This window comes from Streptomyces sp. NPDC091279 (assembly GCF_044757465.1).
In the GTDB taxonomy this organism is placed as follows: domain Bacteria; phylum Actinomycetota; class Actinomycetes; order Streptomycetales; family Streptomycetaceae; genus Streptomyces.
Genome location: NZ_JBIVVA010000009.1, coordinates 24,240 through 50,186, shown reverse-complemented (window position 1 = coordinate 50,186; position 25,947 = coordinate 24,240). Strand labels below are relative to the sequence as shown.

General features: G+C 71.3%; 24 protein-coding genes and 1 riboswitch. Of the genes, 18 read left to right on the top strand and 6 right to left on the bottom strand.

Annotated elements, in window-relative coordinates; genetic code table 11:
• Positions 1-35: 35 nt before the first annotated feature.
• The 4 genes from ACIQOU_RS22860 (at position 36) to ACIQOU_RS22845 (ending at position 4,762) form a co-directional block, all read left to right on the top strand.
• On the top strand, positions 36-1,502 hold the full coding sequence (locus ACIQOU_RS22860; RefSeq protein ID WP_401538653.1) for an amino acid permease: 1,467 nt from the start codon (positions 36-38) through the stop codon (positions 1,500-1,502).
• Positions 1,503-1,511: 9 nt separating this feature from the next.
• Positions 1,512-1,964 (top strand): Lrp/AsnC family transcriptional regulator, encoded by a 453-nt coding sequence (locus tag ACIQOU_RS22855; RefSeq protein WP_401538652.1) that lies wholly within the window; start codon positions 1,512-1,514, stop codon positions 1,962-1,964.
• A gap of 253 nt (positions 1,965-2,217) precedes the next feature.
• Entirely contained in the window at positions 2,218-3,000 is a 783-nt protein-coding gene (locus ACIQOU_RS22850) for a carbon-nitrogen hydrolase family protein (protein WP_401538651.1), read from the top strand.
• Between the two features lie 46 nt (positions 3,001-3,046).
• Entirely contained in the window at positions 3,047-4,762 is a 1,716-nt protein-coding gene (locus tag ACIQOU_RS22845) for a flavin monoamine oxidase family protein (protein ID WP_401538650.1), read from the top strand.
• Between the two features lie 36 nt (positions 4,763-4,798).
• Here ACIQOU_RS22845 and ACIQOU_RS22840 read toward each other — a convergent pair whose 3' ends face one another.
• From ACIQOU_RS22840 to ACIQOU_RS22830, 3 genes are all read right to left on the bottom strand, one after another.
• Positions 4,799-5,494 carry a DUF5995 family protein gene (locus tag ACIQOU_RS22840; RefSeq protein ID WP_401538649.1) on the bottom strand — a complete coding sequence of 232 codons (696 nt, stop codon included), beginning with the start codon at positions 5,492-5,494 and terminating at the stop codon, positions 4,799-4,801.
• A 95-nt stretch (positions 5,495-5,589) separates the two neighbouring features.
• Entirely contained in the window at positions 5,590-6,969 is a 1,380-nt protein-coding gene (locus tag ACIQOU_RS22835) for a uracil-xanthine permease family protein (protein WP_401538648.1), read from the bottom strand.
• Between the two features lie 125 nt (positions 6,970-7,094).
• The gene (locus ACIQOU_RS22830) at positions 7,095-8,309 is read right to left on the bottom strand and encodes an MFS transporter (protein ID WP_401538647.1); all 1,215 of its coding nucleotides are present in this window, start codon (positions 8,307-8,309) and stop codon (positions 7,095-7,097) included.
• Positions 8,310-8,417: 108 nt separating this feature from the next.
• On the opposite strand from ACIQOU_RS22830, the gene ACIQOU_RS22825 reads away from it, so the two are divergent.
• Entirely contained in the window at positions 8,418-9,641 is a 1,224-nt protein-coding gene (locus ACIQOU_RS22825) for an ROK family transcriptional regulator (RefSeq protein WP_401538646.1), read from the top strand.
• A gap of 118 nt (positions 9,642-9,759) precedes the next feature.
• Here ACIQOU_RS22825 and ACIQOU_RS22820 read toward each other — a convergent pair whose 3' ends face one another.
• Entirely contained in the window at positions 9,760-10,647 is an 888-nt protein-coding gene (locus ACIQOU_RS22820; RefSeq protein ID WP_401538645.1) for an RNA polymerase sigma-70 factor, read from the bottom strand.
• Positions 10,648-10,888: 241 nt separating this feature from the next.
• Positions 10,889-11,019, top strand: a riboswitch (FMN riboswitch).
• Between the two features lie 147 nt (positions 11,020-11,166).
• On the opposite strand from ACIQOU_RS22820, the gene ACIQOU_RS22815 reads away from it, so the two are divergent.
• The 9 genes from ACIQOU_RS22815 (at position 11,167) to ACIQOU_RS22775 (ending at position 18,639) form a co-directional block, all read left to right on the top strand.
• Entirely contained in the window at positions 11,167-11,772 is a 606-nt protein-coding gene (locus tag ACIQOU_RS22815; protein WP_401538644.1) for a riboflavin synthase, read from the top strand.
• Positions 11,769-12,410 (top strand): nicotinamide riboside transporter PnuC, encoded by a 642-nt coding sequence (pnuC, locus tag ACIQOU_RS22810; protein WP_401538643.1) that lies wholly within the window; start codon positions 11,769-11,771, stop codon positions 12,408-12,410. Before ACIQOU_RS22815 ends, pnuC begins: the two co-directional genes overlap by 4 nt.
• Positions 12,407-13,696, top strand: a complete 1,290-nt coding sequence (locus ACIQOU_RS22805) for a bifunctional 3,4-dihydroxy-2-butanone-4-phosphate synthase/GTP cyclohydrolase II (RefSeq protein WP_401538642.1) — start codon at positions 12,407-12,409, stop codon at positions 13,694-13,696. The genes pnuC and ACIQOU_RS22805 overlap by 4 nt, the downstream gene beginning before the upstream one ends.
• A gap of 95 nt (positions 13,697-13,791) precedes the next feature.
• Positions 13,792-14,277, top strand: a complete 486-nt coding sequence (gene ribH, locus ACIQOU_RS22800) for a 6,7-dimethyl-8-ribityllumazine synthase (protein WP_401538641.1) — start codon at positions 13,792-13,794, stop codon at positions 14,275-14,277.
• 33 nt (positions 14,278-14,310) lie between these two features.
• On the top strand, positions 14,311-14,583 hold the full coding sequence (locus ACIQOU_RS22795) for a phosphoribosyl-ATP diphosphatase (protein WP_018534786.1): 273 nt from the start codon (positions 14,311-14,313) through the stop codon (positions 14,581-14,583).
• A gap of 93 nt (positions 14,584-14,676) precedes the next feature.
• The gene (gene hisG / locus ACIQOU_RS22790; RefSeq protein ID WP_401538640.1) at positions 14,677-15,534 is read left to right on the top strand and encodes an ATP phosphoribosyltransferase; all 858 of its coding nucleotides are present in this window, start codon (positions 14,677-14,679) and stop codon (positions 15,532-15,534) included.
• 14 nt (positions 15,535-15,548) lie between these two features.
• The gene (locus ACIQOU_RS22785) at positions 15,549-16,004 is read left to right on the top strand and encodes a PH domain-containing protein (RefSeq protein ID WP_401538639.1); all 456 of its coding nucleotides are present in this window, start codon (positions 15,549-15,551) and stop codon (positions 16,002-16,004) included.
• Positions 16,005-16,237: 233 nt separating this feature from the next.
• Positions 16,238-17,563 carry a hemolysin family protein gene (locus ACIQOU_RS22780; protein WP_401538638.1) on the top strand — a complete coding sequence of 442 codons (1,326 nt, stop codon included), beginning with the start codon at positions 16,238-16,240 and terminating at the stop codon, positions 17,561-17,563.
• Complete coding sequence (locus tag ACIQOU_RS22775) at positions 17,560-18,639, top strand: hemolysin family protein (protein ID WP_401538637.1); 1,080 nt, start codon at positions 17,560-17,562, stop codon at positions 18,637-18,639. Before ACIQOU_RS22780 ends, ACIQOU_RS22775 begins: the two co-directional genes overlap by 4 nt.
• A gap of 127 nt (positions 18,640-18,766) precedes the next feature.
• Here the strand turns inward: ACIQOU_RS22775 and ACIQOU_RS22770 are convergent, their stop codons facing one another.
• Both ACIQOU_RS22770 and ACIQOU_RS22765 read right to left on the bottom strand, forming a co-directional pair.
• Positions 18,767-20,623: an AAA family ATPase gene (locus ACIQOU_RS22770; RefSeq protein ID WP_401539003.1), complete on the bottom strand. Its 1,857-nt coding sequence runs from the start codon at positions 20,621-20,623 to the stop codon at positions 18,767-18,769.
• Positions 20,624-21,050: 427 nt separating this feature from the next.
• Positions 21,051-21,695 carry a uridine kinase gene (locus ACIQOU_RS22765; protein WP_401538636.1) on the bottom strand — a complete coding sequence of 215 codons (645 nt, stop codon included), beginning with the start codon at positions 21,693-21,695 and terminating at the stop codon, positions 21,051-21,053.
• 333 nt (positions 21,696-22,028) lie between these two features.
• On the opposite strand from ACIQOU_RS22765, the gene ACIQOU_RS22760 reads away from it, so the two are divergent.
• The 4 genes from ACIQOU_RS22760 to ACIQOU_RS22745 all read left to right on the top strand — a co-directional run bounded on the left by ACIQOU_RS22760 (position 22,029) and on the right by ACIQOU_RS22745 (position 25,915).
• Entirely contained in the window at positions 22,029-23,411 is a 1,383-nt protein-coding gene (locus tag ACIQOU_RS22760) for a peptidase C39 family protein (protein ID WP_401538635.1), read from the top strand.
• 156 nt (positions 23,412-23,567) lie between these two features.
• Positions 23,568-23,708: an SCO1431 family membrane protein gene (locus tag ACIQOU_RS22755; RefSeq protein ID WP_401538634.1), complete on the top strand. Its 141-nt coding sequence runs from the start codon at positions 23,568-23,570 to the stop codon at positions 23,706-23,708.
• Between the two features lie 66 nt (positions 23,709-23,774).
• On the top strand, positions 23,775-24,470 hold the full coding sequence (locus ACIQOU_RS22750) for a TetR/AcrR family transcriptional regulator (protein ID WP_401538633.1): 696 nt from the start codon (positions 23,775-23,777) through the stop codon (positions 24,468-24,470).
• Positions 24,471-24,742: 272 nt separating this feature from the next.
• Positions 24,743-25,915, top strand: a complete 1,173-nt coding sequence (locus ACIQOU_RS22745; RefSeq protein ID WP_401538632.1) for an acyl-CoA dehydrogenase family protein — start codon at positions 24,743-24,745, stop codon at positions 25,913-25,915.
• The last annotated feature ends 32 nt before the right edge of the window (positions 25,916-25,947 follow it).

Genomic DNA, 25,947 nt, shown 5'->3' with positions numbered 1-25,947 from the left:
CCGACGCCTGAGAACCGTGACGAAGGAGACGCCGCGTGCCGGACCAAGGCGCACCCCTCAAGGACCGCACCCGCACCCGCACCGCAGGCCCCGGCCTCGGCGCCCGGCTGATGCGCCGCAAACCGGTGGAGATCCTGGTCGCGGAGGGCGGCCACGGCGAGGGCGGCACGCTCCGGCGCACGCTCGGGCTGTGGCAGCTGACGATGATCAGCATCGGCGCCACCCTCGGCACCGGCATCTTCGTCGTCCTCGGTGAGGCCGTCCCCAAGGCCGGACCCGCCGTCACCCTCTCCTTCGTCATCGCCGGGCTCACCGCCCTCTTCTCGGCCCTGTCCTACGCCGAACTCGCCGGCACCATCCCGGTCGCCGGGTCCTCCTACTCCTACGCCTACGCGACCCTCGGCGAACTCATCGCCTGGATCTGCGGCTGGTGCCTGATCCTGGAGTACGGCGTCTCCGTCGCGGCCGTCGCCGTCGGCTGGGGCCAGTACCTCAACGAACTCCTCGACGGCACCCTCGGCGTCACCCTCCCCGACGCGCTGTCCGCCCCGCCCGGCGACGGCGGCGTCTTCAACCTGCCCGCGCTGATCGTCGTCCTGCTGGCCATGGCGCTCCTGCTGGGCGGCGCCCGCGAGTCGGCCCGCGCCAACACCGTCATGGTCGGCGTGAAGATCGCCGCGCTGGTGCTGTTCTGCGCCATCGGCGTCCAGGGGTTCAGGTCCGGGAACTACCACGACTTCATGCCGCTCGGCATGGCCGGGGTCAGCGCCGCCGGGGCCACCCTCTTCTTCTCCTACATCGGCTTCGACGCCGCCTCCACGGCCGGCGAGGAGGCCAAGAACGCCCAGCGCGACCTGCCCCGCGCCATCATGCTCTCGCTCGTCATCGTGACTGCCCTGTACGTGCTGGTCGCCGCCGTCGCCGTCGGCGCCCGACCCTGGCGGCGGTTCAACGACTCCGAGGCCGCGCTCGCCCAGATCATGCGGGACGTCACCGGACAGGCCTTCTGGGGCACGCTGCTCGCGTTCTGCGCGGTCATCGCCATCGCCAGCGTCGTCCTGACCGTCCTCTACGGCCAGACCCGCATCCTGTTCGCCATGGCTCGCGACGGCCTCGTGCCCAAGGTCTTCGCCCGGGTCCACCCCATCTCAGGGGCGCCCCGCGCCAACACCGTGATCGTCTCCCTGTTCTGCGGCGTCCTCGCCGCCGCGATCCCGCTCGGCCAGCTCGCGGACGCCACCAGCATCGGCACCCTGTTCGCATTCGCGCTGGTCAACGTCGCCGTCGTCGTCCTGCGTCGGACCCGGCCGTCGATGCCGCGCACGTTCCGGGTGCCGCTCTCGCCGGTGCTGCCCGCCCTCGGCTTCGCGTTCTGCGTGTGGATGATGGGCAGCCTGTCCACGGTGACCTGGGTGGTCTTCGGGGCCTGGATGGCCGTCGGGCTCGTGTTCTACTTCGGGTACGGCCATCGCCGTTCCCGTCTCGCGCCCTCGGAGAACTGAACCACCCCCGTGCTGAACCCACTCGACGAACGCATCGTCCACGCCCTCGCCGCGGACGCCCGCCGCTCCTACGCCGACATCGGTCACCTGGTCGGGCTGTCGGCTCCCGCCGTGAAGCGCCGGGTGGACCGGCTGCGGGCCAGCGGGGCCATCACCGGGTTCACCGTGCGGGTGGACCCCGCCGCGCTCGGGTGGGAGACCGAGGGGTTCGTCGAGATCTACTGCCGGAGGAACACCTCGCCACAGACCATTCAGCGGGGGCTTGAGCGGTACCAGGAAGTGGTCGCCGCGTCGACGGTCACCGGGGACGCGGACGCGGTCGTGCAGGTCTTCGCCGCTGACATGCGGCACTTCGAGCGGGTGCTTGAGCGGATCGCGGGGGAGTCGTTCGTCGAGCGGACGAAGTCGGTGCTGGTGCTGTCGCCGTTGGTGCGGCGATTCTCGTCGGGGTCGCCTGCGTGAATCCTTGAGGGGCGGCTCGGTGGGCGAGTGCGGCGCCGTCGTGGTTGATCGCGCAGTTCCCCGCGCCCCTTAAAAAAAGGGGCGCTGTCGTGTCCTGTCTTGAGAGGGGCCCCGCAATGAATCGTTGGTTGTGGGGTGGGGGCGCAATGAAGTGGTGGGGGTGTGCAATGGGTTGTTGTTGTTCGGGGTGGGGGGTCCGCGTAGCGTTTTGGGTGGTCAGCCTGCACCTATGTCACCCGTGAGGAATCCCCCTATGCGTCTTGGTCTGCTTCAGAGTTCCGGGGTTGTCGGGGCTGTCGAACGGAATCTCGGGGTTCTCGGGGAGGCCGCTGGACGGGTCGGGCGGGGTGGGCTGTTGGTGGTGCCGGAGATGTTCCTCACCGGGTATGCGATCGGGGACGACATCGGGCGCCTCGCCGAGGCCGCCGACGGTGACTCGGCCGGTGCCGTCGCCGAGATCGCCGTTCGGCACGGGGTCGCGATCGCCTACGGGTACCCCGAGCGGGACGGCGACGCCGTCTTCAACTCGGCGCAGTTGATCTCCGGCAGCGGGGAGCGGCTCGCCAACTACCGCAAGACCCATCTCTTCGGGTGTTTCGAGCGCGAGCACTTCACGCCCGGTGAACAGGCCGTCGTACAGGCCCAGTTGGACGGCATCACGGTCGGCCTGATGATCTGCTACGACGTCGAGTTCCCGGAGAACGTCCGCGCCCACGCCCTCGCGGGCACCGACCTGCTGGTGGTGCCCACGGCACAGATGCACCCGTTCCAGTTCGTCGCGGAGTCGATGATCCCGGTGCGGGCCTTCGAGAACCAGCTGTACGTCGCCTACGTCAACCGGGTCGGCACGGAAGGGGAGTTCGAGTTCGTCGGCCTCTCGGTGCTGGCCGGGCCCGACGGCGTCGCCCGCACCCGCGCCGGACGCGCCGAGGAACTCCTCGTCGCCGACGTCGACCCCGCGCTGCTCGCCGCCTCCCGCGCGGCCAACCCGTACCTCGCCGACCGCCGACCCGGCCTCTACGGGTCCCTGGTCTGAACTCCCCTTCTCCCGCACGCCGTTCGCCGCAAGGAGCCGCACCCCCATGACGTCCATGGTGCCCAACGCCGTCGAGCACGCCGACGAACGGCGGCCGCCGATCACCATGTTCGGCCCGGACTTCCCGTACGCCTACGACGACTTCCTCGCGCATCCGGCGGGCCTCGGGCAGGTCCCGGCGACCGAGCACGGCACCGAGGTCGCCGTCATCGGCGGCGGCCTGTCCGGTCTGGTCTCGGCGTACGAGCTGATGAAGATGGGGCTCAGGCCGGTCGTGTACGAGGCCGACCAGCTCGGCGGACGGCTGCGCACCGTCGGCTTCGAGGGACCCGGCACCGAGCAACTCACCGCGGAACTCGGCGCGATGCGCTTCCCGCCCTCCTCCACCGCCCTGCGCCACTACATCGACCTCGTCGGTCTCACCACCCGGCCCTTCCCCAACCCCCTTGCGGAGAGCACCCCTTCGACGGTCGTCGACCTCAAGGGCGAGTCCCACTACGCCGAGACCGTCGACGATCTCCCGCAGGTCTACCGGGACGTCGCCGCCGCCTGGAACCGCTGCCTCGAAGAGGGCGCCGACTTCTCCGACATGAACCGTGCCCTGCGCGAGCGGGACATCCCGCGCATCCGCGCCCTCTGGGCACGGCTCGTGGAGAAGCTCGACAACCAGACGTTCTACGGGTTCCTCTGCGACTCCGAGGCGTTCCGGTCGTTCCGGCACCGGGAGATGTTCGGCCAGGTCGGCTTCGGCACCGGCGGCTGGGACACCGACTTCCCGAACTCCATCCTGGAGATCCTGCGGGTCGTCTACACCGAGGCCGACGACCACCACCACGGCATCGTCGGCGGCTCCCAGCAACTCCCCCTGCGCCTGTGGCACTTGGAGCCGCGCAAGCTGGTGCACTGGGCCCCCGGCACCTCCCTCGCCGGCCTGCACGCGGGCGGCTCACCCCTGCCCGCCGTGACCCGGCTGCACCGCACCGCCGGCAACCGGATCACCGTGACCGACGCCGACGGCGGCATCCGCACCTTCAAGGCGGCGGTCTTCACCGCCCAGTCCTGGCTGCTGCTCTCGAAGATCGACTGCGACGACGCGCTCTTCCCCATCGACCACTGGACGGCGATCGAGCGCACCCACTACATGGAGTCGAGCAAACTGTTCGTGCCGGTGGACCGGCCGTTCTGGCGGGACCGGGCCGTCGACGACAGGGGCGAGCCGACCGGCCGGGACGTCATGTCGATGACCCTCACCGACCGTATGACGCGCGGCACTTACCTCCTCGACGACGGCCCCGACAGGCCCGCCGTCATCTGCCTCTCCTACACCTGGTGCGACGACAGCCTGAAGTGGCTGCCGCTGTCCGCGCAGGAGCGGATGGAGGTGATGCTGAAGTCGCTCGGCGAGATCTATCCGACGGTCGACATCAGGAAGCACATCATCGGCAACCCGGTGACCGTGTCCTGGGAGAACGAACCCTGGTTCATGGGCGCGTTCAAGGCCAACCTGCCCGGCCACTACCGTTACCAGCGGCGCCTGTTCACCCACTTCATGCAGGAGGGGCTGCCCGCGGACCAGCGGGGCGTCTTCCTCGCCGGGGACGACATCTCCTGGACGGCGGGGTGGGCCGAGGGCGCCGTGCAGACCGCCCTGAACGCCGTCTGGGGCGTCCTGCACCACCTCGGCGGCTCGACCGACCCCACCAACCCGGGCCCCGGCGACGTCTACGACCAGATCGCGCCGGTCCAACTCCCCGAGGACTGAGCCACGTTGGCGCTCTTCCCCTCCCGTGCCGGTGGCTCAGTCCCGTAGCGGAGTGAGGAGCAGGCGGCCCGCGAAGCCCACCGCGGCGTCCAGCCGGTCGGTGAACTCCTCGGCCAGGTCCGGGAGTCGGCGCAGGGCCCACAGCGCGCGGGCGGCGGCCCAGGTGGCACCCCGGGCCCGCTCCAGGCTCCACGAGCCCAGCAGATGAGGCAGCGGGTCGGCACGCTCCAGCAGGTCGGGACCCGGCATCAGATCCTCCCGGATACGCTCCTCCAGCGCGACGAGCAGCTCGCCCACCCGGTCGAACTCGTCCTCCAGATCCGCCGGTTCACAGTCCAGCGTCCGGCACGCGTCCACCACGGCCAGCGCCAGATCGTGCCCGATATGGGCGTTGATACCGGCCAGCGCGAACTGGAGCGGCCGCACCTCGGGATGGCCGCGCAGCCGGAACAGCGGGCGCCAACAGGCGGGCGGACGACGGTCGTCGGCGTCCATGTCGACGGCGTCGAGGTAGCGTTCCGCGAACCGCACGTCGAGGGCGATCGCCGCCCGCGGGTCACGGAAACCCCCGGCGCGGATGTCCCGGTCGACGGTCTCGGTGACGGTCAGGTAGACCCGGTTGAAGACCGCGATCCCGTCCCGCTCGGGGAGGGCCGCGTCCAGCGCGCGCATCCGGGAGACGACCGGGTCCACGGAGTCCGGTGAGCGGGGGAGCTGTTGAACGTACGCCATGGGGGCAGCGTTCCAGCCCCCGGTCGCCCGCGACGCCGACGGCTCCGGCGCGTCCCCGGAACGGCGGAACGCGCTCACCACCCGGACAGATGTGCCTACGGCGTGGGGTCGTCGTACGACGAGGTGCCCTCGTCGAGCAGTGGCTGCTGGGTCTTCAAGTGGGCCGGGGCGAACGCCCGCAGCGTGTGGTAGCCCGTGATGACGACGAGCGTGCCGAGCGCGATGCCGCTGAGCGAGAAGGTGTCGGTGAACTTCATCGTGACGTCGCCGACGCCGATGATGATGCCCGCGGCGGCCGGCACCAGGTTGAGCGGATTGCGCAGGTCCACCCCGGCGTTGGTCCAGATCTGCGCGCCGAGCAGGCCGATCATGCCGTACAGGATCACCGTGATGCCGCCGAGCACCCCGCCCGGGATCGCCGCCACGATCGCCCCGAACTTCGGGCACACGCCGAACAGCAGCGCGAAACCGGCGGCGGCCCAGTAGGCGGCCGTCGAGTAGACGCGGGTCGCGGCCATCACGCCGATGTTCTCGGAGTACGTGGTGTTGGGCGGGCCGCCCACCGCCGTGGACAGCATGGAGGCGACGCCGTCCGCGGAGATCGCCGTGCCGAGCTGGTCGTCGAGCGGATCGCCGGTCATCTCGCCGACGGCCTTGACGTGCCCGGCGTTCTCCGCGACCAGGGCGATGACCACCGGCAGCGCGACCAGGACCGCCGACCACTGGAAGGACGGGCCGTGGAAGGAGGGCAGGCCGATCCAGTCGGCCCTGCCGACGCCGGAGAGGTCCAGGCGCCAGTGGTCGGTGAGCTTGCCGCTCGCGTCGACCGAGTGGATACGGCCGAGGACCCGGTCGAGGGCCCAGGAGAGGGCGTACCCGAAGACCAGGCCCAGGAAGATCGCCACCCGGGACCAGAAACCCCGCAGACAGACCACGGCCAGACCGGTGAACAGCATCACCAGCAACGCCGTCCACTGGTCCTGCGGCCAGTAGGTGGTGGCGGTGACCGGGGCCAGGTTGAAGCCGATCAGCATGACCACCGCGCCGGTGACGATCGGCGGCATCGCCGCGTGGATGATCCGCGCCCCGAACCGCCGCACCGCGAGCCCCACCAGGAACAGCGCGGCGCCGACCACGAGGACCGCGCCGGTGACGGTCGCGCTGCTGCCGCCCTGCGCCCGGATCACGGCGGCCACGCCCACGAAGGAGAGCGAACAGCCGAGGTAGCTGGGCACCCGGCCGCGCGTCGCCAGCAGGAAGACGACGGTCGCGACACCCGACATCATGATCGCCAGATTGGGGTCGAGACCCATCAGGACCGGGGCGACGAAGGACGCGCCGAACATGGCCACCACGTGCTGGGCGCCCAGGCCGATCGTGCGGGGCCAGGAGAGCCGTTCGTCGGGGCGGACCACCGCTCCGGGTGCGGGGTTGCGGCCGTCCCCGTGCAGCTTCCAGCGCACGCCGAGGTCCATGGTGAGGTTCGCTTTCTCTGTTCCTGAAGATCGTCCGGACCATTGTCACGCTTGCCCGGTGACTCCCGGCCCACCCGGCCCTCTTCGGCAACGGCGTCCCGCGCACCGACCCCGGCGGCCTGGGATCACGGCTGCGGGTCGGCCACCGCCTCCGCCGCCCGCCCCGCCGACGCCCGCGCGGCCACCTTCCCCGGCTGGAGCACCTTCGCGAACGCCACCAGCCCGCACGCCAGCAACGTCACCAGGACGAACGACACCATCAGGCTGCTCAGTTGGGCCACCCCGCCGATCAGACTCGGCGCCACCAGACCCGACGTGTACGTGATCGTCGCGACGCCCGCGATGGCCTGACTCGGATTCGGGCCGCTGTGCCCGGCCGCCGCGAAGCAGAGCGGGACGACCACGGCGATGCCGAGCCCCATCAGCGCGAACCCGGCCATGGCGACCGCCGGATAGGTGCCGACGACGACCAGCAGCCCGCCCAGCACGGCGAGGAAGCCACCGGCGCGGACCGTGCGGACCGCGCCGAAGCGGTTGACCACCGCGTCGCCCACCATCCGCGCCAGCGCCATGGTCAGCATGAACCCGGTCGTACAGGCCGCCGCGAGCCCCGCCGACGTCTCCAGCCGGTCCCGCAGATACACCGCCGACCAGTCGAGGCTGGCGCCCTCCGCGAACACCGCGCAGAACCCGACCGCGCCGATCAGCAGCGCCGACCTCGGCGGCAGCGCGAACCGCGGCGGCGGCTCCTCGTCCTCGGCCGCCTGGACGTCCAGCACCCCACCGCAGCACACCAGCCCGAGCACGGTGAGCACGGCCGCCGCCAGCGCGAAGTGCAGCCGCGCGTCCGCCCCCAGATGCGCGGCGAGGGTGCCGCCCGCCGAACCGATCAGCGCCCCCGCGCTCCACATGCCGTGCAGCCCGGACATGATCGACTTGTCGAGGAGCCGTTCGATCTCCACGCCCAGCGCGTTCATGGCGACGTCGGCCATGCCCGCGCTCGCCCCGTACGCGAACATCGCCAGACAGAGCGTGTACAGATTCGGCGCGAGCGACGGCAGGACCAGGGCCAGCGTCCACAGGGCGAGCAGCCCGCGCAGCGCCGCCCGGCTGCCGAACCGGTGGCTGATCCGGCCCGCGAGCGGCATCGCGCACGCGGCGCCGAACGCCGTGAAGGCGAGCGAGAATCCCAGCTCACCGGTGGTCAGCCCGGCGTGGTCCTGAATCCACGGCACCCGGGTCGCGAACGAGCCGGTGACCGCTCCGTGCACGGCGAACACGGCCGCCACCGCGTACCGGGCGCGCTTCACCTCGCGCAGCTCGTAGCCCACAACGCTCATTTTCCGGCCCCTCCCCGACACCTCACCCGCACGGACGCCGCGTAAACTATCAGGAACCCTGCCTGATAGATAGGGAGATGCGCCGCGCCCATCTGGAAGGATTCCGGCATGCCCGCCTCCCCCCGTACCGCCCGGGCCATCAACGACCGGCTCGCCCTGCGTCTGCTCCAGCAGGACGGCCCGTTGACGGCAGGCCAGTTGAAGAAGCTCACCGGCCTGTCCCGGCCCACCGTCGCCGACCTCGTCGAACGCCTCACCGCCTCCGGGTTCGTCCAGGTGGTCGGCGAGGCGGGCGAGACGCGCCGCGGCCCCAACGCCAAGCTGTACGGCATCGTCGCCGACCGCGCCCACCTCGCCGCCCTCGACGTCCGCACCGAGGGCGTCACCGTCCTCGTCTCCGACCTGGTGGGCGCGGTGCGCGCGGAGGCGGCCCTGCCGATCGGCGGCGACACCGGGACCGGGCCCGCCGTCGAACAGGCGGTCGCGCATGTCGAGCGGGTGCTGAAGGAGGCCGGCGCCGACCGGCTGCACACCGTCGGCATCGGCGCGCCCGGCCTGATCGACCCGGCCGGCGGCGAACTGCGCGACTCCTCCGGCCTGCCCGAGTGGCACCGGCAACTGGTCGCCGCCCTCCAGGAACGGCTGCCCGAGGCCCGCGTCCACGTCGAGAACGAGACCAACCTCGCCGCCCTGGCCGAACAGCGCGAGGGCGCCGCCCGGGACCGGGACACGTTCGTCCTGCTCTGGCTCGGTCACGGCACGGGCGCGGCCGTCGTCCTGGACGGCACCCTGCGCCGGGGTGCCTCCGGCGGCACCGGCGAGATCGGCTTCCTCCCGGTCCCGGGCACCCCCTCGCTGCCGACGGCGACGGACTGCGACGGCGGCTTCCACTCCCTGGCCGGCTCGGCGGCGATCACTCAACTGGCCTCGGACCACGGGGTGTCGGCGGCGCCGCGCGCCCATGAGCCACCGGCGGCGGGAGCGGTACGGGAAGCGGTACGGGCGGTGGCCGGGGGAGCGGAGTCAGCGGAGGGCGCCGACCTGGCCGGTGCTTCCGGGCGGTTTCTCGACGCCCTCGCCGATCGGCTCGCCGTCGGGGTCGCGTCCGTCGTGGCGGTGCTCGACCCGGGGTGCGTGGTGCTGGGCGGCGAGGTCGGGCAGGCCGGCGGGGCGGAACTCGCGTCCAGGGTCGCCGCCCGGGTACGCCGGATGTCCCCGCTGCCGACGGAGGTGCGACCCGGCGCGCTGGGGGGCGGCGCGGTGCTGCGCGGGGCGCTGCTGACGGCCCGGGACCGGGCACAGGACCAGGTCTTCGCGCCGCCCGAGCGGTAGGGCGCGGGCGGTCACCGGGGCCCGACGGTCAGGGCGGGGGCGTCCGTGCGGTGTCCGGCGTCGCCCTTTGAGTGACGGCCCGGCATCGTCGTTCCCCCCTGACCGGTGACCGGTGGGTCTAGCGCTGCTTCAACTGGCGGCTCGCGTAGGCGAGTTTGTCCGGGTTGGTGACTGCCCTGACCTGGTTGATGAGGCCGTTCCGCAGCTCGAAGACGATCGCCGCGACCAGGGTGTCGCCGTGCCAGGCGACGAGCGCGCTCTCGCCGTTGATCTCGGCCGGGACGAAGTCCACACCGGCGGTGAACTTCTGGCCGCCGCCGAACAGGAAGCGGGCCACCTTCGCGCGGCCCTCGATCGGGCGCAGCGCCGACCTGACCTTGCCGCCGCCGTCGCTCCACCAGACCACGTCGGCCGCGAGCCGCCGTTCCAGCCCTGCCAGATCGCCTTCGCGGGCCGCGGTGAGGAAGGACGTCACCAGCTCCTCCCAGCGCTCCGGCGCCGGTTCGAACCGGGACTCCGGCTCGCCCACCCGCCGCACCGCACGCCGGTACAGTTGGCGGCAGTTGGGCTCGCTCAGCTCCAGCACCTCGGCGATCTCGCGGTGCCCGTACCCGAACGCCTCGCGCAGCACGTACACCGCGCGCTCGGCCGGGGTCAGCCGTTCCAGGAGCACCAGCATCGCCATCGACACCGCGTCCCGCTGTTCGGCCGACTCCAGCGGGCCGAGGGTGCCGTCCGAGGTGACGACGGGTTCCGGCAGCCACTCGCCGACGTAGCTCTCGCGGCGGGCGCGGGCCGAGGTCAGCTGGTTGAGGCAGAGGTGGGTGACGACCTTGGCGAGCCAGGCCGCCGGGTATTCGATCGCGTCGCGGTCGGCGCCGCTGAAGCGCAGATACGCGTCCTGGACGGCGTCCTCGGCCTCGTCCGCCGAGCCCAACAGGCGGTAGGCCAGGCCGAACAGGCGGGGGCGGTGCGAGGCGAACTCGTCGGCGAGCGCGGTCGTCATGGGGCCAGCTTGCCAGAGCGGTTTCCGCGCTGGAACGGGAAGGCCCGGCGGCGGGCAAGGGCCGTCGACACCGCCGCCGGACCGGTCCGGGGGAGGGGCGGGCGGGCCCCCGCGCGACCCTAGAAAGGACTAGACCATTACGTCAAGAGGAAGAACTGGCTCCGGCATCCTGTGAGCCAGCCCACACCGCTCACCCGTATGGACGGTGGACAGGCGTGGCAGACTGATCGGGTACCAGAAGCAGCGCACTCCGGGGTCGGTGAAAGTCCGAACCGGCGGTTACAGTCCGCGACCCGGTCGCTTCCAGCGACCGGTTGACCAGGTGAAATTCCTGGACCGACGGTTAAAGTCCGGATGGGAGGCAGTGCGCGGCGGGCGGGCATTCGTGCGCGCCGCCGTCTCGGCTCGTCCTTCGGGACGGGCGCGTCCGGCGTCGCCCCCGGTGTTCTCGCTCGTACATTCTGTCGTCATCGACAGCCCCGGAGTCCGTGCCCCCATGAGGCAGGGAGGACCCGGGAAGTGTTCACCGGAATCGTCGAAGAACTGGGTGAGGTCACCGCCGTCGAGAACCTCGGCGACGCGTCCCGCTTCAGGCTGCGCGGCCCCGTCGTCACCGGCGGAGCCCGGCACGGCGACTCCATCGCCGTCAACGGCGTCTGTCTCACCGTCGTCGAGCACGAGGGCGACGAGTTCACCGCCGACGTCATGGCCGAGACCCTGGACCGCTCCAGCCTGGGCGCCCTCAGCGCCGGTTCCCGCGTCAACCTGGAGCGCCCCACCGCCGTCGGCGCCCGGCTCGGCGGCCACATCGTGCAGGGACACGTCGACGGCACCGGCGAGGTGCTGGCCCGCACGCCCTCCGCGCACTGGGAGATCGTCAAGGTCTCGCTCCCCGCCGACCTCGCCCGGTACGTCGTCGAGAAGGGCTCCATCACCGTCGACGGCATCAGCCTCACCGTCGTCGAGGCGGGCCCCGACCACTTCACCGTCAGCCTCATCCCCACCACCCTCGCCCTGACCACGCTCGGTCTCAAGCAGCCCGGCGACCCGGTCAACCTTGAGGTGGACGTCGTCGCCAAGTACGTCGAGCGGCTGCTCGCGGCCGGACAGGGGGCCGGACAGTGACCTGGCTGAACTCCGAGGCGTTCCACCTCTTCGGCCAGCGGATCATCTGGTCGGACATGGTCGGCAACATCCTCGGTCTGCTCGCGCTCGCCCTCGGCTGGCGCCGCTCGCTGTGGACCTGGCCGGCCCAACTCCTGTCCGGGCTCGTCCTGTTCATCGCCTTCTACGGCCACCTCGCGGGCAGCGCGGGCAAGCAGGTCGTCGTCATCGTCGTCGCCCTGTACGGCTGGTGGCAGTGGAACCGGCACCGGGGCCAGGGGACCGACGGCCACATCGCGCCCCGGTTCGCCAGCTGGCGGGAGCGGGCCGCGATGGCCGGGGCCGCCGCCCTCGGCACGGTCGGCGTCGCGCTGCTCTTCGAGGCGTTCCCGACCCTGTCCTGGGACCCCTGGCCCGACGCGTACATCTTCGTCGGCACCGTCGTCGCCATGTACGCGCAGGCCCGCGGCATGGTCGAGTTCTGGCTCGCCTGGCTCCTGGTCGACGTGGTCGGCGTGCCCCTCAACTTCGCCAACGGCTACGCCTTCTCCGGCTTCGTCTACGTCATCTACGGCGCACTCGTCCTGTGGGGCCTGCGCGACTGGTGGCTGCGCTCCCGCGACAACGGCCGGCCCACCCTGGAAGGAGCCCCGGCATGACCACCGCCACCGGCCCGCACCACCCGGACGGCATGGAGAGCTGGTCCCTCGACCCGGTCGACAAGGCCCTCGCCGACATCGCGGCCGGCCGCCCGATCGTGGTCGTCGACGACGAGGACCGCGAGAACGAGGGCGACCTCGTCATCGCCGCCGAGAAGGCCACCCCCGAGATCATCGCCTTCATGATGACCGAGTGCCGCGGCCTGATCTGCGCCCCCATGGAGGGCGACGAACTCGACCGGCTCCGGCTGCCGCAGATGGTCGCCGACAACACCGAGTCGATGAAGACCGCGTTCACCGTCTCCGTCGACGCCTCCGCCGCGCACGGCGTCACCACCGGCATCTCCGCCGCCGACCGCGCCGCCACCCTCCAGCTCCTGGCGAGCGGCACCGCCGAGGCCGACGACCTCGTCCGACCCGGCCACATCTTCCCGCTGCGCGCCAGGCCCGGCGGCGTCCTCGCCCGCAACGGCCACACCGAGGCCGCCGTCGACCTCGCCCGCCTCGCCGGGCTGCGACCGGCCGGCGCCATCGTCGAGATCGCCGGCGAGGACGGCCGGATGCTCCGGCTGCCCGAACTGATCCCGTTCGCCCGCAAGCACGGCCTGACGATCATCTCCATCGAGGACCTGATCGCCTACCGGCGCACCGCCGAACCCACCGTGCGCCGCGAGGCCGAGGTCCAACTCCCCACCCGGCACGGCCAGTTCGCGGCCTACGGCTACCGCTCCGTCGTCGACGGCGTCGAACATGTCGCCCTCGTCCACGGCGACATCGGCGACGGCGAGGACGTCCTGGTCCGCCTCCACTCCGAGTGCCTCACCGGAGACGTCTTCGCCTCCCAGCGCTGCGACTGCGGACCCCAGCTCGCCACCTCCCTCGACCGCATCCAGCACGAGGGCCGGGGCGTCGTCGTCTACCTGCGCGGCCACGAGGGACGCGGCATCGGCCTGCTCTCCAAGCTGCGCGCCTACGCCCTCCAGGAACAGGGCCGCGACACCCTCGACGCCAACCTCGAACTCGGCCTGCCCGCCGACGCCCGGGACTACGGCGCCGGCGCCCAGATCCTCACCGACCTCGGCATCCGCAGCCTGCGCCTGATGACCAACAACCCCGACAAGACCGACGCCCTGGTGCGCCACGGCCTCAACGTCACCGGCCGGGAGCCGATGCCGGTGCAGGCCGGCGAGCACAACCTCCGCTATCTGCGAACCAAGCGGGACCGGATGGGCCACGACCTGCCCTGGCTCGACCCGGCCCCCCTGCCCACCTGCGGCAACCAGTGACCCGGCGACCAGACAACTCCGACCGGCGAGTCCGATCAACAACTCCGATTAACAACTCCGATCAACAACTCCGATCAACGAGGAGCGAGAAGAACGTGAGCGGCAAGGGCGCACCCGAACTGTCCGTACGCAACGTCGGTGACCTGCGGGTCGCCGTCATCGCGGCGCAGTGGCACGAACAGGTGATGGACGGACTGGTCGAAGGCGCCCTGCGCGCCCTGCGCGACCTCGGCATCGACGAACCGACCCTGCTGCGGGTCCCCGGCAGCTGGGAACTCCCGGTCGTGGCCAAGGCGTTGGCCGACCGGGGCTACGACGCGATCGTCGCCCTCGGCGTCGTGATCCGCGGCGGCACCCCGCACTTCGAGTACGTGTGCCAGGGCGTGACCCACGGCCTCACCCAGGTCTCGGTCGACACCGGCGTCCCCGTCGGCATGGGTGTGCTGACCTGCGACACCGAGGAGCAGGCCCTCGACCGGGCGGGCCTGGACGGCTCGAACGAGGACAAGGGCCACGAGGCCGTGACGGCGGCGGTGGCGACGGCGGCCATCCTGCGCTCGGTATCCGAACCCTGGCACTGACCCCTCCCGCTCAACGGCTAGGGTGGAACCACCATGTCCAATAAGACGTTCGAGGAGCTGTTCACCGAGCTCCAGCAGAAGGCCGCCACCGGCGACCCCGCCACCTCCCGCACCGCAGAACTGGTCGGCAAGGGCGTCCATGCCATCGGCAAGAAGGTCGTCGAAGAGGCCGCCGAAGTGTGGATGGCCGCGGAGTACGAGGGCAAGGAAGCGGCGGCCGAGGAGATCTCGCAGCTGCTCTACCACGTCCAGGTGATGATGGTCGCCCGCGGAATCTCGCTGGACGACGTCTACGCCCACCTGTAAAACCCGTATCAGACAGTTCACCGCCCCCTTTTTCCCCTTTTTCCTTTTTCCCCTTTTCCACGATTCACGTTCCACGCGAAGGAAGCCGACCTCATGCTGCGCATCGCCGTCCCCAACAAGGGTTCCCTGTCAGGACCTGCGGCGGACATGCTGCATGAGGCCGGCTACCAGCAGCGCCGGGAGTCCAAGGAACTGCGGATCGTCGACCCGGTCAACGAGGTGGAGTTCTTCTACCTCCGCCCCCGCGACATCGCGATCTACGTCTCCTCGGGCCGCCTCGACATCGGCATCACCGGCCGCGACCTGCTGATCGACTCCGGCGCCGACGCCGAGGCCATCCTGCCGCTGGGCTTCGCCCGCTCGACGTTCCGCTTCGCCGCCAAGCCCGGCCAGGCGAGCAGCATCGAGGACCTCAAGGGCAAGACGGTCGCCACCTCCTACGAGGGCATCGTCGCCCGACACCTCGCCGACAACGGCATCGACGCCTCCGTCGTCCACCTCGACGGCGCCGTCGAGACCGCGATCGAACTGGGCGTCGCCGAGGTCATCGCGGACGTCGTCGAGACCGGCACCAGCCTGCGCAACGCCGGTCTTGAGGTCTTCGGCGAGCCGATCATGCAGTCCGAGGCCATCGTCATCCGCCGCACCGGCGCGTCCACCGACGAGGCCGCCGAGCCCAAGGTGCAGCAGTTCCTGCGCCGCCTCCAGGGCGTCCTGGTCGCCCGGACCTACGTGATGATGGACTACGACTGCCGGGTCGAGCAGCTGGAGAACGCCGTCGCCCTCACCCCCGGCCTGGAGTCCCCGACCGTCTCCCCGCTGCACAACGAGGGCTGGGTCGCCGTCCGCGCCATGGTCCCCGCCAAGGAGGCCCAGCGGATCATGGACGACCTGTACGAGATCGGCGCCCGCGCCATCCTCACCACAGCCATCCACGCCTGCCGGCTCTGAGGGGCACGCGAGACATGTCCGACCTGCCGACCCTCCCCGTCACTTTCCGGCCAGGCCGCACCCGAGCCGTGCTGCTCGTCGCCGGGCTCATGATCTTCGCGGTGATCACCGCGGTCGCCCTGCTCCTGGAGCAGCTCGGCCCCGGTGAACGCCTCACCTTCATCCTCACCGGCGCCCTGCTCTTCGGCGTCCTCGCGACGCTGGCCCGGGTGAAGGTCGTCGCCGACGACGCCGGTGTCACCGTCGTGAACATCGCCAGCCGGCGCCGCCTGGACTGGGCCGAGATCGTCCGGGTCAACCTGCGCCCCGGTGACCCCTGGGTCTTCCTCGACCTCAGCGACGGCACCAGCCTGCCGGTGCTCGGCATCCAGCCGGGCATCGCCCGGGCCCGGGCCATCGCGGACGCCCGCGCCCTGCGCGCGCTCGCCGAAGCCCGTTCGGCCGCGGATTCCCAGGAACATCAGGGCTGACTCAGGAACATCAGGGCTGACTCAGGGTCGTCCACCCTGCCGCAAGGGCCCATGTCTTGATTAATCTGGTGTGCGGAGGCGTTCTGTGCGCCTTCGCCGCCGTTGTGTGCGCCGGTTCGCTCCGGCGATCGGCGGATTTCCCTGCTACCCGAGGAGTGACTCCCTCCAGCGATGGACGGATCGTCCTGTAGTACCTGCGCCGCCCTCTCCCGACATATCGAGGCGGCGGCATCATGAGCGTCCCCCTGCTGCTCCTCGGAGCGGCGTTCCTCCTGATCCTCGCCAACGGCTTCTTCGTGGCCGCCGAGTTCGGCCTGGTCACCGTCGAGGCGACGGACGCCGAGAAGGCCGCGGCCGAGGGCGACAAGCGCGCCGTCACGGTCGTCGAGTCGCTCAAGGAGCTGTCCTTCCAGCTCTCCGGCACCCAGCTCGGCATCACCATCACCTCCCTCGTCGTCGGCATGCTCGCCGAACCGGCGCTGGCGGAGCTGCTGCACGGCCCGTTCGCGGCCGTCGGCGTCCCCGACGGCGCGGTCTCCGGCGTCGCGGTCGTCGTCGGCATGCTGCTGGCGTCCGCCGTGCAGATGGTCATCGGTGAACTGGTGCCCAAGAACTGGGCGGTGTCCAAGCCCATGCAGGTCGCCCGGTTCGTGGCCGGCCCGCAGCACACCTTCGCCCGGCTCTTCCGCCCGGTCATCGCCGCCCTGAACACGGTCGCCAACCGCCTGGTGCGCGCCCTGGGCGTGGAGCCCACCGAGGAGCTGGCCTCCGCCCGCACCCCCGGTGAGCTGGTCTCCCTCGCCCGCCACTCGGCCCAGGCCGGCGCCCTCGAACAGGACACCGCCGACCTCTTCGTACGGACCCTGTCGCTGGCCGAGCTGACCGCCCAGCACGTCATGACCCCGCGCGTGAAGGTCAGCGCGCTCCAGTCCACGGCGACCGCCGAGGACGTCGTCAACCTCACCCGCGCCACCGGTCTGTCCCGGTTCCCGGTCTACCGGGAGCGGATCGACGAGATCGTCGGCATGGTCCACCTCAAGGACGCCCTCGCCGTCCCGGCGCCGGACCGGCTGCGCACCGCCGTCGGCCGGATCGCCCGCCCGGCGCTGCTGGTCCCCGAGACCCTCCCGGTCCAGCCCCTGCTGGCCCGGCTGCGCAGCGAGCAGCCCATCGCGGTCGTCGTCGACGAGTACGGCGGCACCGCCGGCGTGGTCACCCTGGAGGACATCGTCGAGGAGATCGTCGGCGAGGTCCGCGACGAGCACGACGACCAGGACGTGCCCGAGCTGGCCGCCGCCGCTCCCGAGGACGGCAGGCCCGCCTGGGACGCCGACGGCAGCTGCCGCGTCGACATCCTCCAGCGGATAGGCCTCGACGTGCCCGAGGGCCCGTACGAGACCGTCGCCGGTCTGGTCGCCGACCTGCTCGGCCGGATTCCGGCCGCGGGGGACCGGGCCGAGCTGCCGGGCTGGCGGCTCACCGTCCGCCGGGTCGGCCACTACCGGGCCGAGCGGGTCCGCCTCGTCCGTACCGCCCCGGTCGCGGAGGTGGCCCGATGAGCGTGCTCCAACTCCTCTTCGCCGTCCTGCTCGTCCTCGCCAACGGCTTCTTCGTGGGCGCCGAGTTCGCGCTCGTGTCGGTGCGCCGCAGCCAGATCGAACCGCTCGGCACCGCCCGGTCCCGCCAGGTCCTCCACGGCCTGCAACGGCTGCCGCAGATGATGGCCGCCGCCCAGTTCGGCATCACCGTCTGCTCGCTCACCCTGGGCGCGGTCGCCGAACCGACGGTCGCCCAGTTGCTGGAACCGGTCTTCGAGTGGATGCACCTGCCCGAGGGTCTGATCCACCCCCTCGGCTATGTCCTGGCCCTCGTCGCGGTCATCTTCTTCCACCTCGTCATCGGCGAGATGGTCCCGAAGAACCTCGCGATGGCCGCCCCGGAGAAGGCCGCGCTGTGGCTCAGCCCCGGCCTGGTCGCCTTCGCCCGCGTCTGCCGTCCGATCACCGTCGCGCTCGGCGCCTGCGCCCAGGGCATCCTGCGGCTCTTCCACGTCGAGCCCAAGGACGAGATCGAGGCCGTCTTCACCAGCGAACAGCTCAACCGCCTGGTGGAGGACTCCGGCCAGGCGGGTCTGCTCGGCCCCGAGGAGCAGGAGCGCCTGGAGGACGCCCTCGAACTGGGCGACCACCCGGTCACGGACGTCCTGCTCACCAGCGACTCCCTCATCACCGTGAGCCCGGCGGTCACCCCGGGCCGGATCGTGGAACTGACCGCCCGTACGGGTTTCTCCCGGTTCCCGATCGCCGCGGACAACGGCGTCTTCATGGGCTACCTGCATGTGAAGGACGTCCTCGACCTGGAGGACTCCGACCGCGCGGTCCCGCCGCACCTGTGGCGTCCCATGACCACCCTCCGCTCCGAACTCCCCCTGGACGACGCGCTGTCCGTCATGCAGCGAGCGGCCACCCACCTGGCCCAGGTGGCGGACGCGACAGGAAAGGTCCTGGGCCTCGTCGCTCTGGAAGACGTCCTGGAACTCCTGGTGGGAGAGGTGACCGACCCGGCCCACCACCCCACCCCACCCTCCCAACGCCCCTCAGAACCCACCCCCCTCCCGAGCCCGGTCCCCAGCTGACACCCCGACCCCTCGAAGGCCCGCGGAGCCGCACCGACCTGCGGCTCCGCGGCACGGGGCGAGAGGGGTAAACGCGACATCGCGTCGGCGCCCCCGCAACGCCGGCAGGCCCTCGCGGGTGCCTCCGTCACATGCCCGCGGGCCCCCGGCCGGAGAGGACTTCCCCGTACGCCTGCATCAGATCAGGCAACCGCAAGGTGGAGAGGTCGTCCCGGGTCAACACCCCGGGATACGTGGACAACCGCAGATCCCGATACGCACAGCTCTTCTCGTACAGCGTGCGCAGGAACCGCCCGTTCCCCAACTCGTCGATCCACCCCTGATCGACCACATGCCCGGCGATGGAGCGCAGCTCGTCGAGGGCTTCCTCATCCCACACGTCCCCGTTCTCCGTCGCCAACACCTCCCCGATGGAGGTGAGTTCGAGCGGCCGGTACGACGGAAAGTCCACCCGCGTGGTGAACCGCGAGGACAACCCGGGGTTCGCGGCGAGCAGCCGATCCATCCCCTCGGGATACCCGGCGAGGATCACGACGAGGTGATCCCGATTGTCCTCGGCCCGCTTCAGCAGCACCTGCAACGCCTCGTCGCCGTACGCGTCCCCTTTCCCGTAACCGGAGTTGGAGAGCGAGTACGCCTCGTCGACGAAGAGGACGCCGCCGATCGCGGAGTCGATGAGTTCGTTGGCCTTGACGGCGGTCTGCCCGAGGTACTCGCCGACCAGATCGGCCCGTTGAGCCTCCACGAGGTGATCGCCGCCGAGCAGCCCGAGGGCGTAGAAGACCCGGCCGAGGATGCGCGCGACGGTGGTCTTCCCGGTGCCGGACGGGCCGGAGAAGACGAAGTGCCGTTTGGGCGGCTGGACCGGAAGCCCCTGCCCGGCCCGCAGCTGCGCCATGTTCAACTGGGCGGACAGCGCCTTGACCTGGCGCTTGACGGGCTCAAGTCCCACCATGCGTTCCAGCTCGGTGAGCGCCTCTTCGAGCAGCTCGGGATCGGTCGGCCCGGCGGGCAGCGGAGCCCCGTTGGTCACCAGCCCCCGGTCCCGCACGGCGGGGTCGACCACCGTCGGCAGCGGACCGAGCGGCGGCAGGTCGGGTTCGGACAGCCGCAGGTCCCGGCCCTCGGGCCCGAAGAGCGGGTCGAAGCCGTCGGGGCTCTCCAGCACGTCCTGCGCGCCGGAGAGGGCGATCGCCGCGAGGTCGGCGGAGTCGTCGTAGCCGTCGCCCTCGGAGATCGCGGTGAGCCGGGCCGAGGTGTCCATGAACGCCGGGTCGACGCGGTGCACGGCCCGGTACAGGGGGAGCGCGGCGGCGGAGCGCCCGGTGCCCTCGTGCGCGCGGGCGAGCCAGTAGCGCAGCTCCTTGCGCTGCGGCTGCTCACTGCGGCACCGCATCAGCGCGGCCGACAGCAGCGGCTCGGCCTGCCCGAACATCTCCAGGCGGACCCGGGCCATGCCGCCGAACAGTCCCGCTTCGATGCCGAGCAGGCTGTCATCGATCAACGGGTCGGTGTTGCGGACGAGTTGGTCCCAGTCCTTGACGAGATAGGCGCGGCAGGCGTGCAGGAACCGGACCTGGTGATCGGTGTCCACCGGCGGCAGCCCGGCCAACGCCCGGTCCAGCTCGGGGACATGACGGCCGTCCAGCCAGTGCGAGGCGTGCGCGAGCAGCAGATCGCGCGGGCTCTCCAGCACCGGCTGCACCCACCAGCCCAGCCAGTACCAGGAGTTGAGGGAGCGTCGGTGCCGGGCGCGCTGTTCGCCGAAGCGGTCCCGGTGCCGGAACATCCGCAGCAGCGCGGTCGTCGTGTCGACGCGCAGCGCGTGCAGCCCCAGCCAGGCGTCCGCCATCCCGGGATCGGTCCGGACCGCCGTCCGGAACTCCTCCTCCGCCTGCGGATAGGCGCCCATCGTGTAGGCGTCCACGCCGCGCAGCCAGGCGAGATCGGCCGGTGCCTCGGGGCCCCGCGTGCCGAAGTCCATCACGTCCCCCACAAACCGTGCCCCCGCCGGTTGGCCCGGAGGCTCGCGCCCGTCGGACCGCTTGATCGAACCGCCGTGCCGCGGAACGGAGTTGCGGTGCGAGAAGCAGTCGGTAGGTCGCACCGAGGGCATCGTACCCGCGCCGGTGTCGCTCGCCGAAGGGTGCCGCACAGGCCGTTCGGCGAGGTGGGAGCGGATGGGGCGCACTTCGGACGGTGACCGAGGGTGAGCAAAACACGCCACTCGGCGGCCGAAAAGCGGCTGAGGACAGAACGAAGCCCCCGATCACGGGGGAACAACCGGGGGCTTCGTGTCTGTGCGGGCGGCCCCGCAGGGCCGCACATTGAGAACGTAAGACCTGTACGGCCCCTGGGTCAAGCCGAGTTGGGGCTCTCGGCCCGGTTCAGGGGTAGCCGCCTTCACAAGTTCAGCACATTGCGGATGGGTCGTCACCCTGAGTGAACTTCTGGTCCGGTCCAACCGTGTTCACGGGTCCCACCCGTATCGCGTACCCCGCCCTGCCCTGCCGTACCAGGATGTCCGCGAACGGGCGGGACGGGTCTTCGGCGAAGTGTCGCCGTTCCGCTTCGACCCACGTGGACCAGAACGCCCGTTGCTCCTGCCCGTCCCGCAGCCGCCCCCGCGTCCAGGACTCCTCGCGCGGCAGCTCCATCCACAACAGGTGGGCCAGATACGGCCGCAGCCCACGCCGACCGGCGCCGACGCCCTCGACGAGGACCACGGGCGCGGGCGGCAGCGCCCTGGGCGGCCCGAAGGCGCGGGTCTGCCAGTCGTAGGGGGCGTAGTGGGCCGTTGCGCCTCGGCCCAGCGGCTCGATCACCTGGGTGAGCAGGCGGCCGGTCCACGCGAACAGCTCGTCGTGGCTGGCGATGTCGTCGAGGTGCAGGACCGGCGCGTCCCCCAGGAGGTGCGCCAACTCCCCGGCGAACGTGGTCTTTCCGGAACCGGCGTGCCCGTCGACGCCGACCAGGCGGACCGGGCCGCAGGACGGCGGGAGGTGGCGCAGGCGGGCGGCGAGGCGGTGGATGAGGGGTCCCTCGGGTGGGCGCAATGTGACGGGAAGATTCTAATGTCCGGCTGAGCCCGGCCCCACGGATGTACGTCTGAGCCCGCCCCACGGATGTCCGGCTGAGCCCGGCCCAACAGTGTCCGGCTGACACCCATCCCCACGGAAGAGTGGCCGCCGAACGGCCCGGCGTACGCCCCGTGACCTGCCCCGTCGCAGGTCATGTCACTGGTCGAGACCCATATTGGTGGGCGCGGCATACCCGGAAGTGCTGGTGGCGCGCTCCGGCCCCGGCCATAGTTGGCGCACCACCGTGCGGCGGCGCGAGCCGTGCGCACGGCCCCGCCCCGACTCGGACACTTGGGGGTCTTCCCGCCCATGACCAGAGCCGAACAGCCCTCCCGCAGAACCGTCCTGTCCGCCGCGGTCGTCGTCGCGGCGGTGGCAGGCGGCGCGGCACCGGCCCTCGCCTCGGACCGCACAGGACAGAACGCCGACCCGGCCGCGGCCGACGTCGGCCCGACCGCCGCCCGCCAGGTCGACCACCGGTCCTGGACCACGTTCCAGGACTGGCGGGACGGCACCGCCCACGGCGTCCGTGCCGTCGACGGCGCCCGCCCCGGCATCGTCATCGCCACCCCGGCAGGACGCACCGACTACCGCGACCCGCACACCGGCACCACCGCCACCTGGGAGTACGCGACCTGGACCGGCCCCCTCCACCGGCTCGCCGTACCGGCCACCGAGGTGATCGCGTCCTGGAACGCGCACACCCCGGCCTCCACCTGGCTCCAGGTCGAACTGAAGGGCACCTACTCCGACGGCACGGACGCCCCCTGGTACGTCATGGGCCGCTGGGCCGCCGGCGACCAGGACATCCGCCGCACCTCGGTCGACGGCCAGACCGACGGCCGCAGCAGCATCTCCACCGACACCTTCGCGATCAACGACGCCGCGACCGGCCTGCGGCTGTCCGCCTACCGGCTGCGGCTGACCCTCTACCGCAAGCCCGGCACCCGGCGCACCCCGACCGTCTGGCGGGTCGGCGCGATGGGCTCGGACGTCCCTGACCGCTTCACCGTCCCCGCCTCCACCCCCGGCCTCGACCGCGAACTGACCGTCCCGCGCTACTCGCAGGAGATCCACACGGGCCAGTACCCGCAGTACGACAACGGCGGTGAGGCCTGGTGCAGCCCCACCTCCTCGCAGATGATCATCGAGTACTGGGGCGGCCGGCTCACCCCCGCGCAACTGTCCTGGGTGGACCCCTCGTACGCCGACCCACAGATCTGCCATGCCGCCCGTTACACCTTCGACTACCAGTACGAGGGGTGCGGCAACTGGCCGTTCAACGCGGCCTACGCGGCCACCTTCAAGGACCTCCAGGGCGTGGTCACCCGGCTCGGCTCGCTCACCGACCTGGAGACCCTGATCGCGGCCGGTATCCCGGCCATAACGTCCCAGTCCTTCCTGAAGACGGAGCTGACCGGCGCGGGCTACGGCACCGCCGGGCACCTGATGACGGTGATCGGCTTCACGGCGGCCGGTGACGTGATCGCCAACGACCCGTTCTCGGCCAGCGACGAGGCGGTGCGGCGGGTCTACAACCGGCGCGAGTTTGAAAATATCTGGCTCAGGACCAAGCGCCACAACGCCGCCGGCACCGTCGTCTCCGGCACCGGAGGGGTCTGCTACCTCTACTTCCCGGCCCACCTCACGGCCGAGCAGCGCCGGGCGCTCGCGGCGGTGGGGGTGCGCTGACCGCCGTTGCCGACAAAGGCCCCCGGGGTGTGCCGGACCGGGGGCCTCCGCATGTCCTGTGAGCAAGGTCTCGGCCATAGCGGGCCCGATCGATGGCATGGTGGACGGATCGGTGGGGGGATTCCACCCGGTACATCCCTATCTTGGCGAGAGGTCATGAGCGCACATTCAGCCACCACCGCCCGCACCCGCACCGGCGGCCCCCAGGAGGACGGGCCGACGATCTTCGAGCACGCCATGGGCTGGGTGCTCGTCGTGGTCGTCGCGATGCTCGTGACCCAACTCGGGCTCCTGTAACGGCCGCCCGCGCCGTGCCCTCGTGGCCACGGTGACCTGGCGCACAGTCGACCTGGCATACTGCGGATGGCCCGCCGCCGCCCGCCCGAGACCAGGTCCGAGTTGAAGATCAGTCAAGAGAGCGACGCCGCCCGCCCCCGGGCGCGCGGAACCGAACGCTCCACGGCCCGCCGTGCCGAACTCATCACCATCGGGCGGAAGTTGTTCGCCGACACCTCCTACGACGCGCTCTCGATGGACGACATCGCGCGTCAGGCGCAGGTCGCCAAGGGGCTGATCTACTACTACTTCCAGTCCAAGCGCGGCTACTACCTGGCGATCGTCCACGACTCCGTCGCCGACCTCGTCACCTTCGCCGCCAGCGGAGCCGAACTCCCGGCCGTGGACCGCGTGCACCGCACCATCGACGGCTACCTCCGCTACGCCGAGCACAACCAGGCCGCCTACCGCACCATCGTCAGCGGCGGCGTCGGCTTCGACGCCGAGGTGCACGCCATCCGGGACGGCGTGCGCGAGGCGATCGTCACGACCATCGCCGAGGGCACCTACGGCCGCAGCGACATCACGCCGATGGTCCGCACGGGCCTGTTCGCCTGGGTGTGCGGCGTGGAGGGCGCCACCATCGACTGGATCGACCGCCCCCGGATGACCCGCGACGCCATGCGCGAACTGCTGGTCAAGACGCTCGGCGGCACCATGCGCGTCATCGAGGAGATCGACCCCGCCTTCCCGGCCCCGAGCCCCGCCCGCCGCGACTTCTGACGGACCGTTCCCTTTCGACGGAACCGTTCGCTCCGCGCGCCCCTCTTCCTGGCCAGGGTGCCGTCAGCACATTCGGGAACTTCTTCCAGTGAGCGGCCGTTAACCGGTGACCCAGGGTCTCAGGTCGGGCATACTCACAGCGCACAGTCGCTGGTCAGCAGCTTCTGCGACCCGGAATCCCGTGCTGGCCGGTGCACCCGTGAGTCCCGGCGGCGGCGCTCCCTCGTGACGCGCCCGTCCGCCGATGTGTCCCAACAGGGAGGATCTGTCGCATGCCCGACCGCGCCCCGCAGCCGGTGGACCGTCAACTGCCCACCGACGAAGCCCGGGAGCTGCTCTCGCTCGTGCGTGACATCGCACAGCGCGAGATCGCCCCGAAGGCGGCCGAGGAGGAGGACGCGAGCCGCTTCCCCCGCGAAGTCTTCACCCTGCTCTCGGACTCCGGCCTGCTCGGCCTCCCCTACGACACCGAGTACGGCGGCGGTGAACAGCCCTACGAGGTCTACCTCCAGGTCCTCGAAGAGCTGGCCACCGCCCGCCTCACCGTCGGCCTCGGGGTCAGCGTCCACACCCTCGCCGCCTACGGGCTCGCCCGCTTCGGCACCAAGGAGCAGCAGGCCGCGCACCTGCCCGCGATGCTCGGCGGCGGCCTGCTCGGCGCCTACTGCCTCTCCGAGCCCGCCGCCGGCTCCGACGCGGCCTCGCTGCGCACCAAGGCCGTGCGGGACGGCGACAGTTGGGTCATCGACGGCACCAAGTCCTGGATCACGCACGGCGGCATCGCCGACTTCTACACGGTCATGGCCCGCACCGGAGCCGACGGCCCACGCGGCATCACCGCCTTCCTGGTGCCGGGCGACGCGGAGGGCCTCAGCGCCGCCGCACCCGAGAAGAAGATGGGCATGAAGGGCTCCCCGACCGCCCAGATCCACTTCGACGGCGTACGCGTCGGCGACGACCGGCGGCTCGGCGAGGAGGGCCAGGGCTTCACGATCGCCCTCTCCTCCCTCGACGCCGGGCGGCTCGGCATAGCGGCCTGTGCCATCGGGCTCGCCCAGGCGGCCCTGGACGAGGCGGTCGCCTACGCCGCCGGACGGCAGCAGTTCGGGCGTCCCATCGGCGACTTCCAGGGCCTGCGCTTCCTGATCGCCGACATGGCGACGCAGATCGAGGCGGGCCGCGCCCTCTATCTCGCGGCGGCCCGACTGCGCGACGCGGGCCGCCCGTTCTCCAAACAGGCGGCCATGGCGAAACTGCACTGCACGGACGCCGCGATGAAGGTCACCACCGACGCCGTCCAGATCCTCGGCGGCTACGGCTACACCGCCGACTTCCCGGTCGAGCGGTATATGCGCGAGGCGAAGGTCCTTCAGATCGTCGAGGGCACCAACCAGATCCAGCGCCTGGTCATCGGACGCCACCTGCTGGGCCCCGAGTCCCGCTGAACCGACGGCAGTTCACCCGTGGCGCCGCGACC

Coding starts and splice junctions, on each gene's coding strand:
- ACIQOU_RS22850 (WP_401538651.1), top strand. CDS start 2,218: ATGCGTCTTGGTCTGCTTCAGAGTTCCGGGGTTGTCGGGGCTGTCGAA.
- ACIQOU_RS22845 (WP_401538650.1), top strand. CDS start 3,047: ATGACGTCCATGGTGCCCAACGCCGTCGAGCACGCCGACGAACGGCGG.
- ACIQOU_RS22840 (WP_401538649.1), bottom strand. CDS start 5,494: ATGGCGTACGTTCAACAGCTCCCCCGCTCACCGGACTCCGTGGACCCG.
- ACIQOU_RS22835 (WP_401538648.1), bottom strand. CDS start 6,969: ATGGACCTCGGCGTGCGCTGGAAGCTGCACGGGGACGGCCGCAACCCC.
- ACIQOU_RS22830 (WP_401538647.1), bottom strand. CDS start 8,309: ATGAGCGTTGTGGGCTACGAGCTGCGCGAGGTGAAGCGCGCCCGGTAC.
- ACIQOU_RS22825 (WP_401538646.1), top strand. CDS start 8,418: ATGCCCGCCTCCCCCCGTACCGCCCGGGCCATCAACGACCGGCTCGCC.
- ACIQOU_RS22820 (WP_401538645.1), bottom strand. CDS start 10,647: ATGACGACCGCGCTCGCCGACGAGTTCGCCTCGCACCGCCCCCGCCTG.
- ACIQOU_RS22805 (WP_401538642.1), top strand. CDS start 12,407: ATGACCACCGCCACCGGCCCGCACCACCCGGACGGCATGGAGAGCTGG.
- ACIQOU_RS22795 (WP_018534786.1), top strand. CDS start 14,311: ATGTCCAATAAGACGTTCGAGGAGCTGTTCACCGAGCTCCAGCAGAAG.
- hisG (WP_401538640.1), top strand. CDS start 14,677: ATGCTGCGCATCGCCGTCCCCAACAAGGGTTCCCTGTCAGGACCTGCG.
- ACIQOU_RS22785 (WP_401538639.1), top strand. CDS start 15,549: ATGTCCGACCTGCCGACCCTCCCCGTCACTTTCCGGCCAGGCCGCACC.
- ACIQOU_RS22780 (WP_401538638.1), top strand. CDS start 16,238: ATGAGCGTCCCCCTGCTGCTCCTCGGAGCGGCGTTCCTCCTGATCCTC.
- ACIQOU_RS22775 (WP_401538637.1), top strand. CDS start 17,560: ATGAGCGTGCTCCAACTCCTCTTCGCCGTCCTGCTCGTCCTCGCCAAC.
- ACIQOU_RS22770 (WP_401539003.1), bottom strand. CDS start 20,623: ATGGACTTCGGCACGCGGGGCCCCGAGGCACCGGCCGATCTCGCCTGG.
- ACIQOU_RS22760 (WP_401538635.1), top strand. CDS start 22,029: ATGACCAGAGCCGAACAGCCCTCCCGCAGAACCGTCCTGTCCGCCGCG.
- ACIQOU_RS22755 (WP_401538634.1), top strand. CDS start 23,568: ATGAGCGCACATTCAGCCACCACCGCCCGCACCCGCACCGGCGGCCCC.
- ACIQOU_RS22750 (WP_401538633.1), top strand. CDS start 23,775: ATGGCCCGCCGCCGCCCGCCCGAGACCAGGTCCGAGTTGAAGATCAGT.
- ACIQOU_RS22745 (WP_401538632.1), top strand. CDS start 24,743: ATGCCCGACCGCGCCCCGCAGCCGGTGGACCGTCAACTGCCCACCGAC.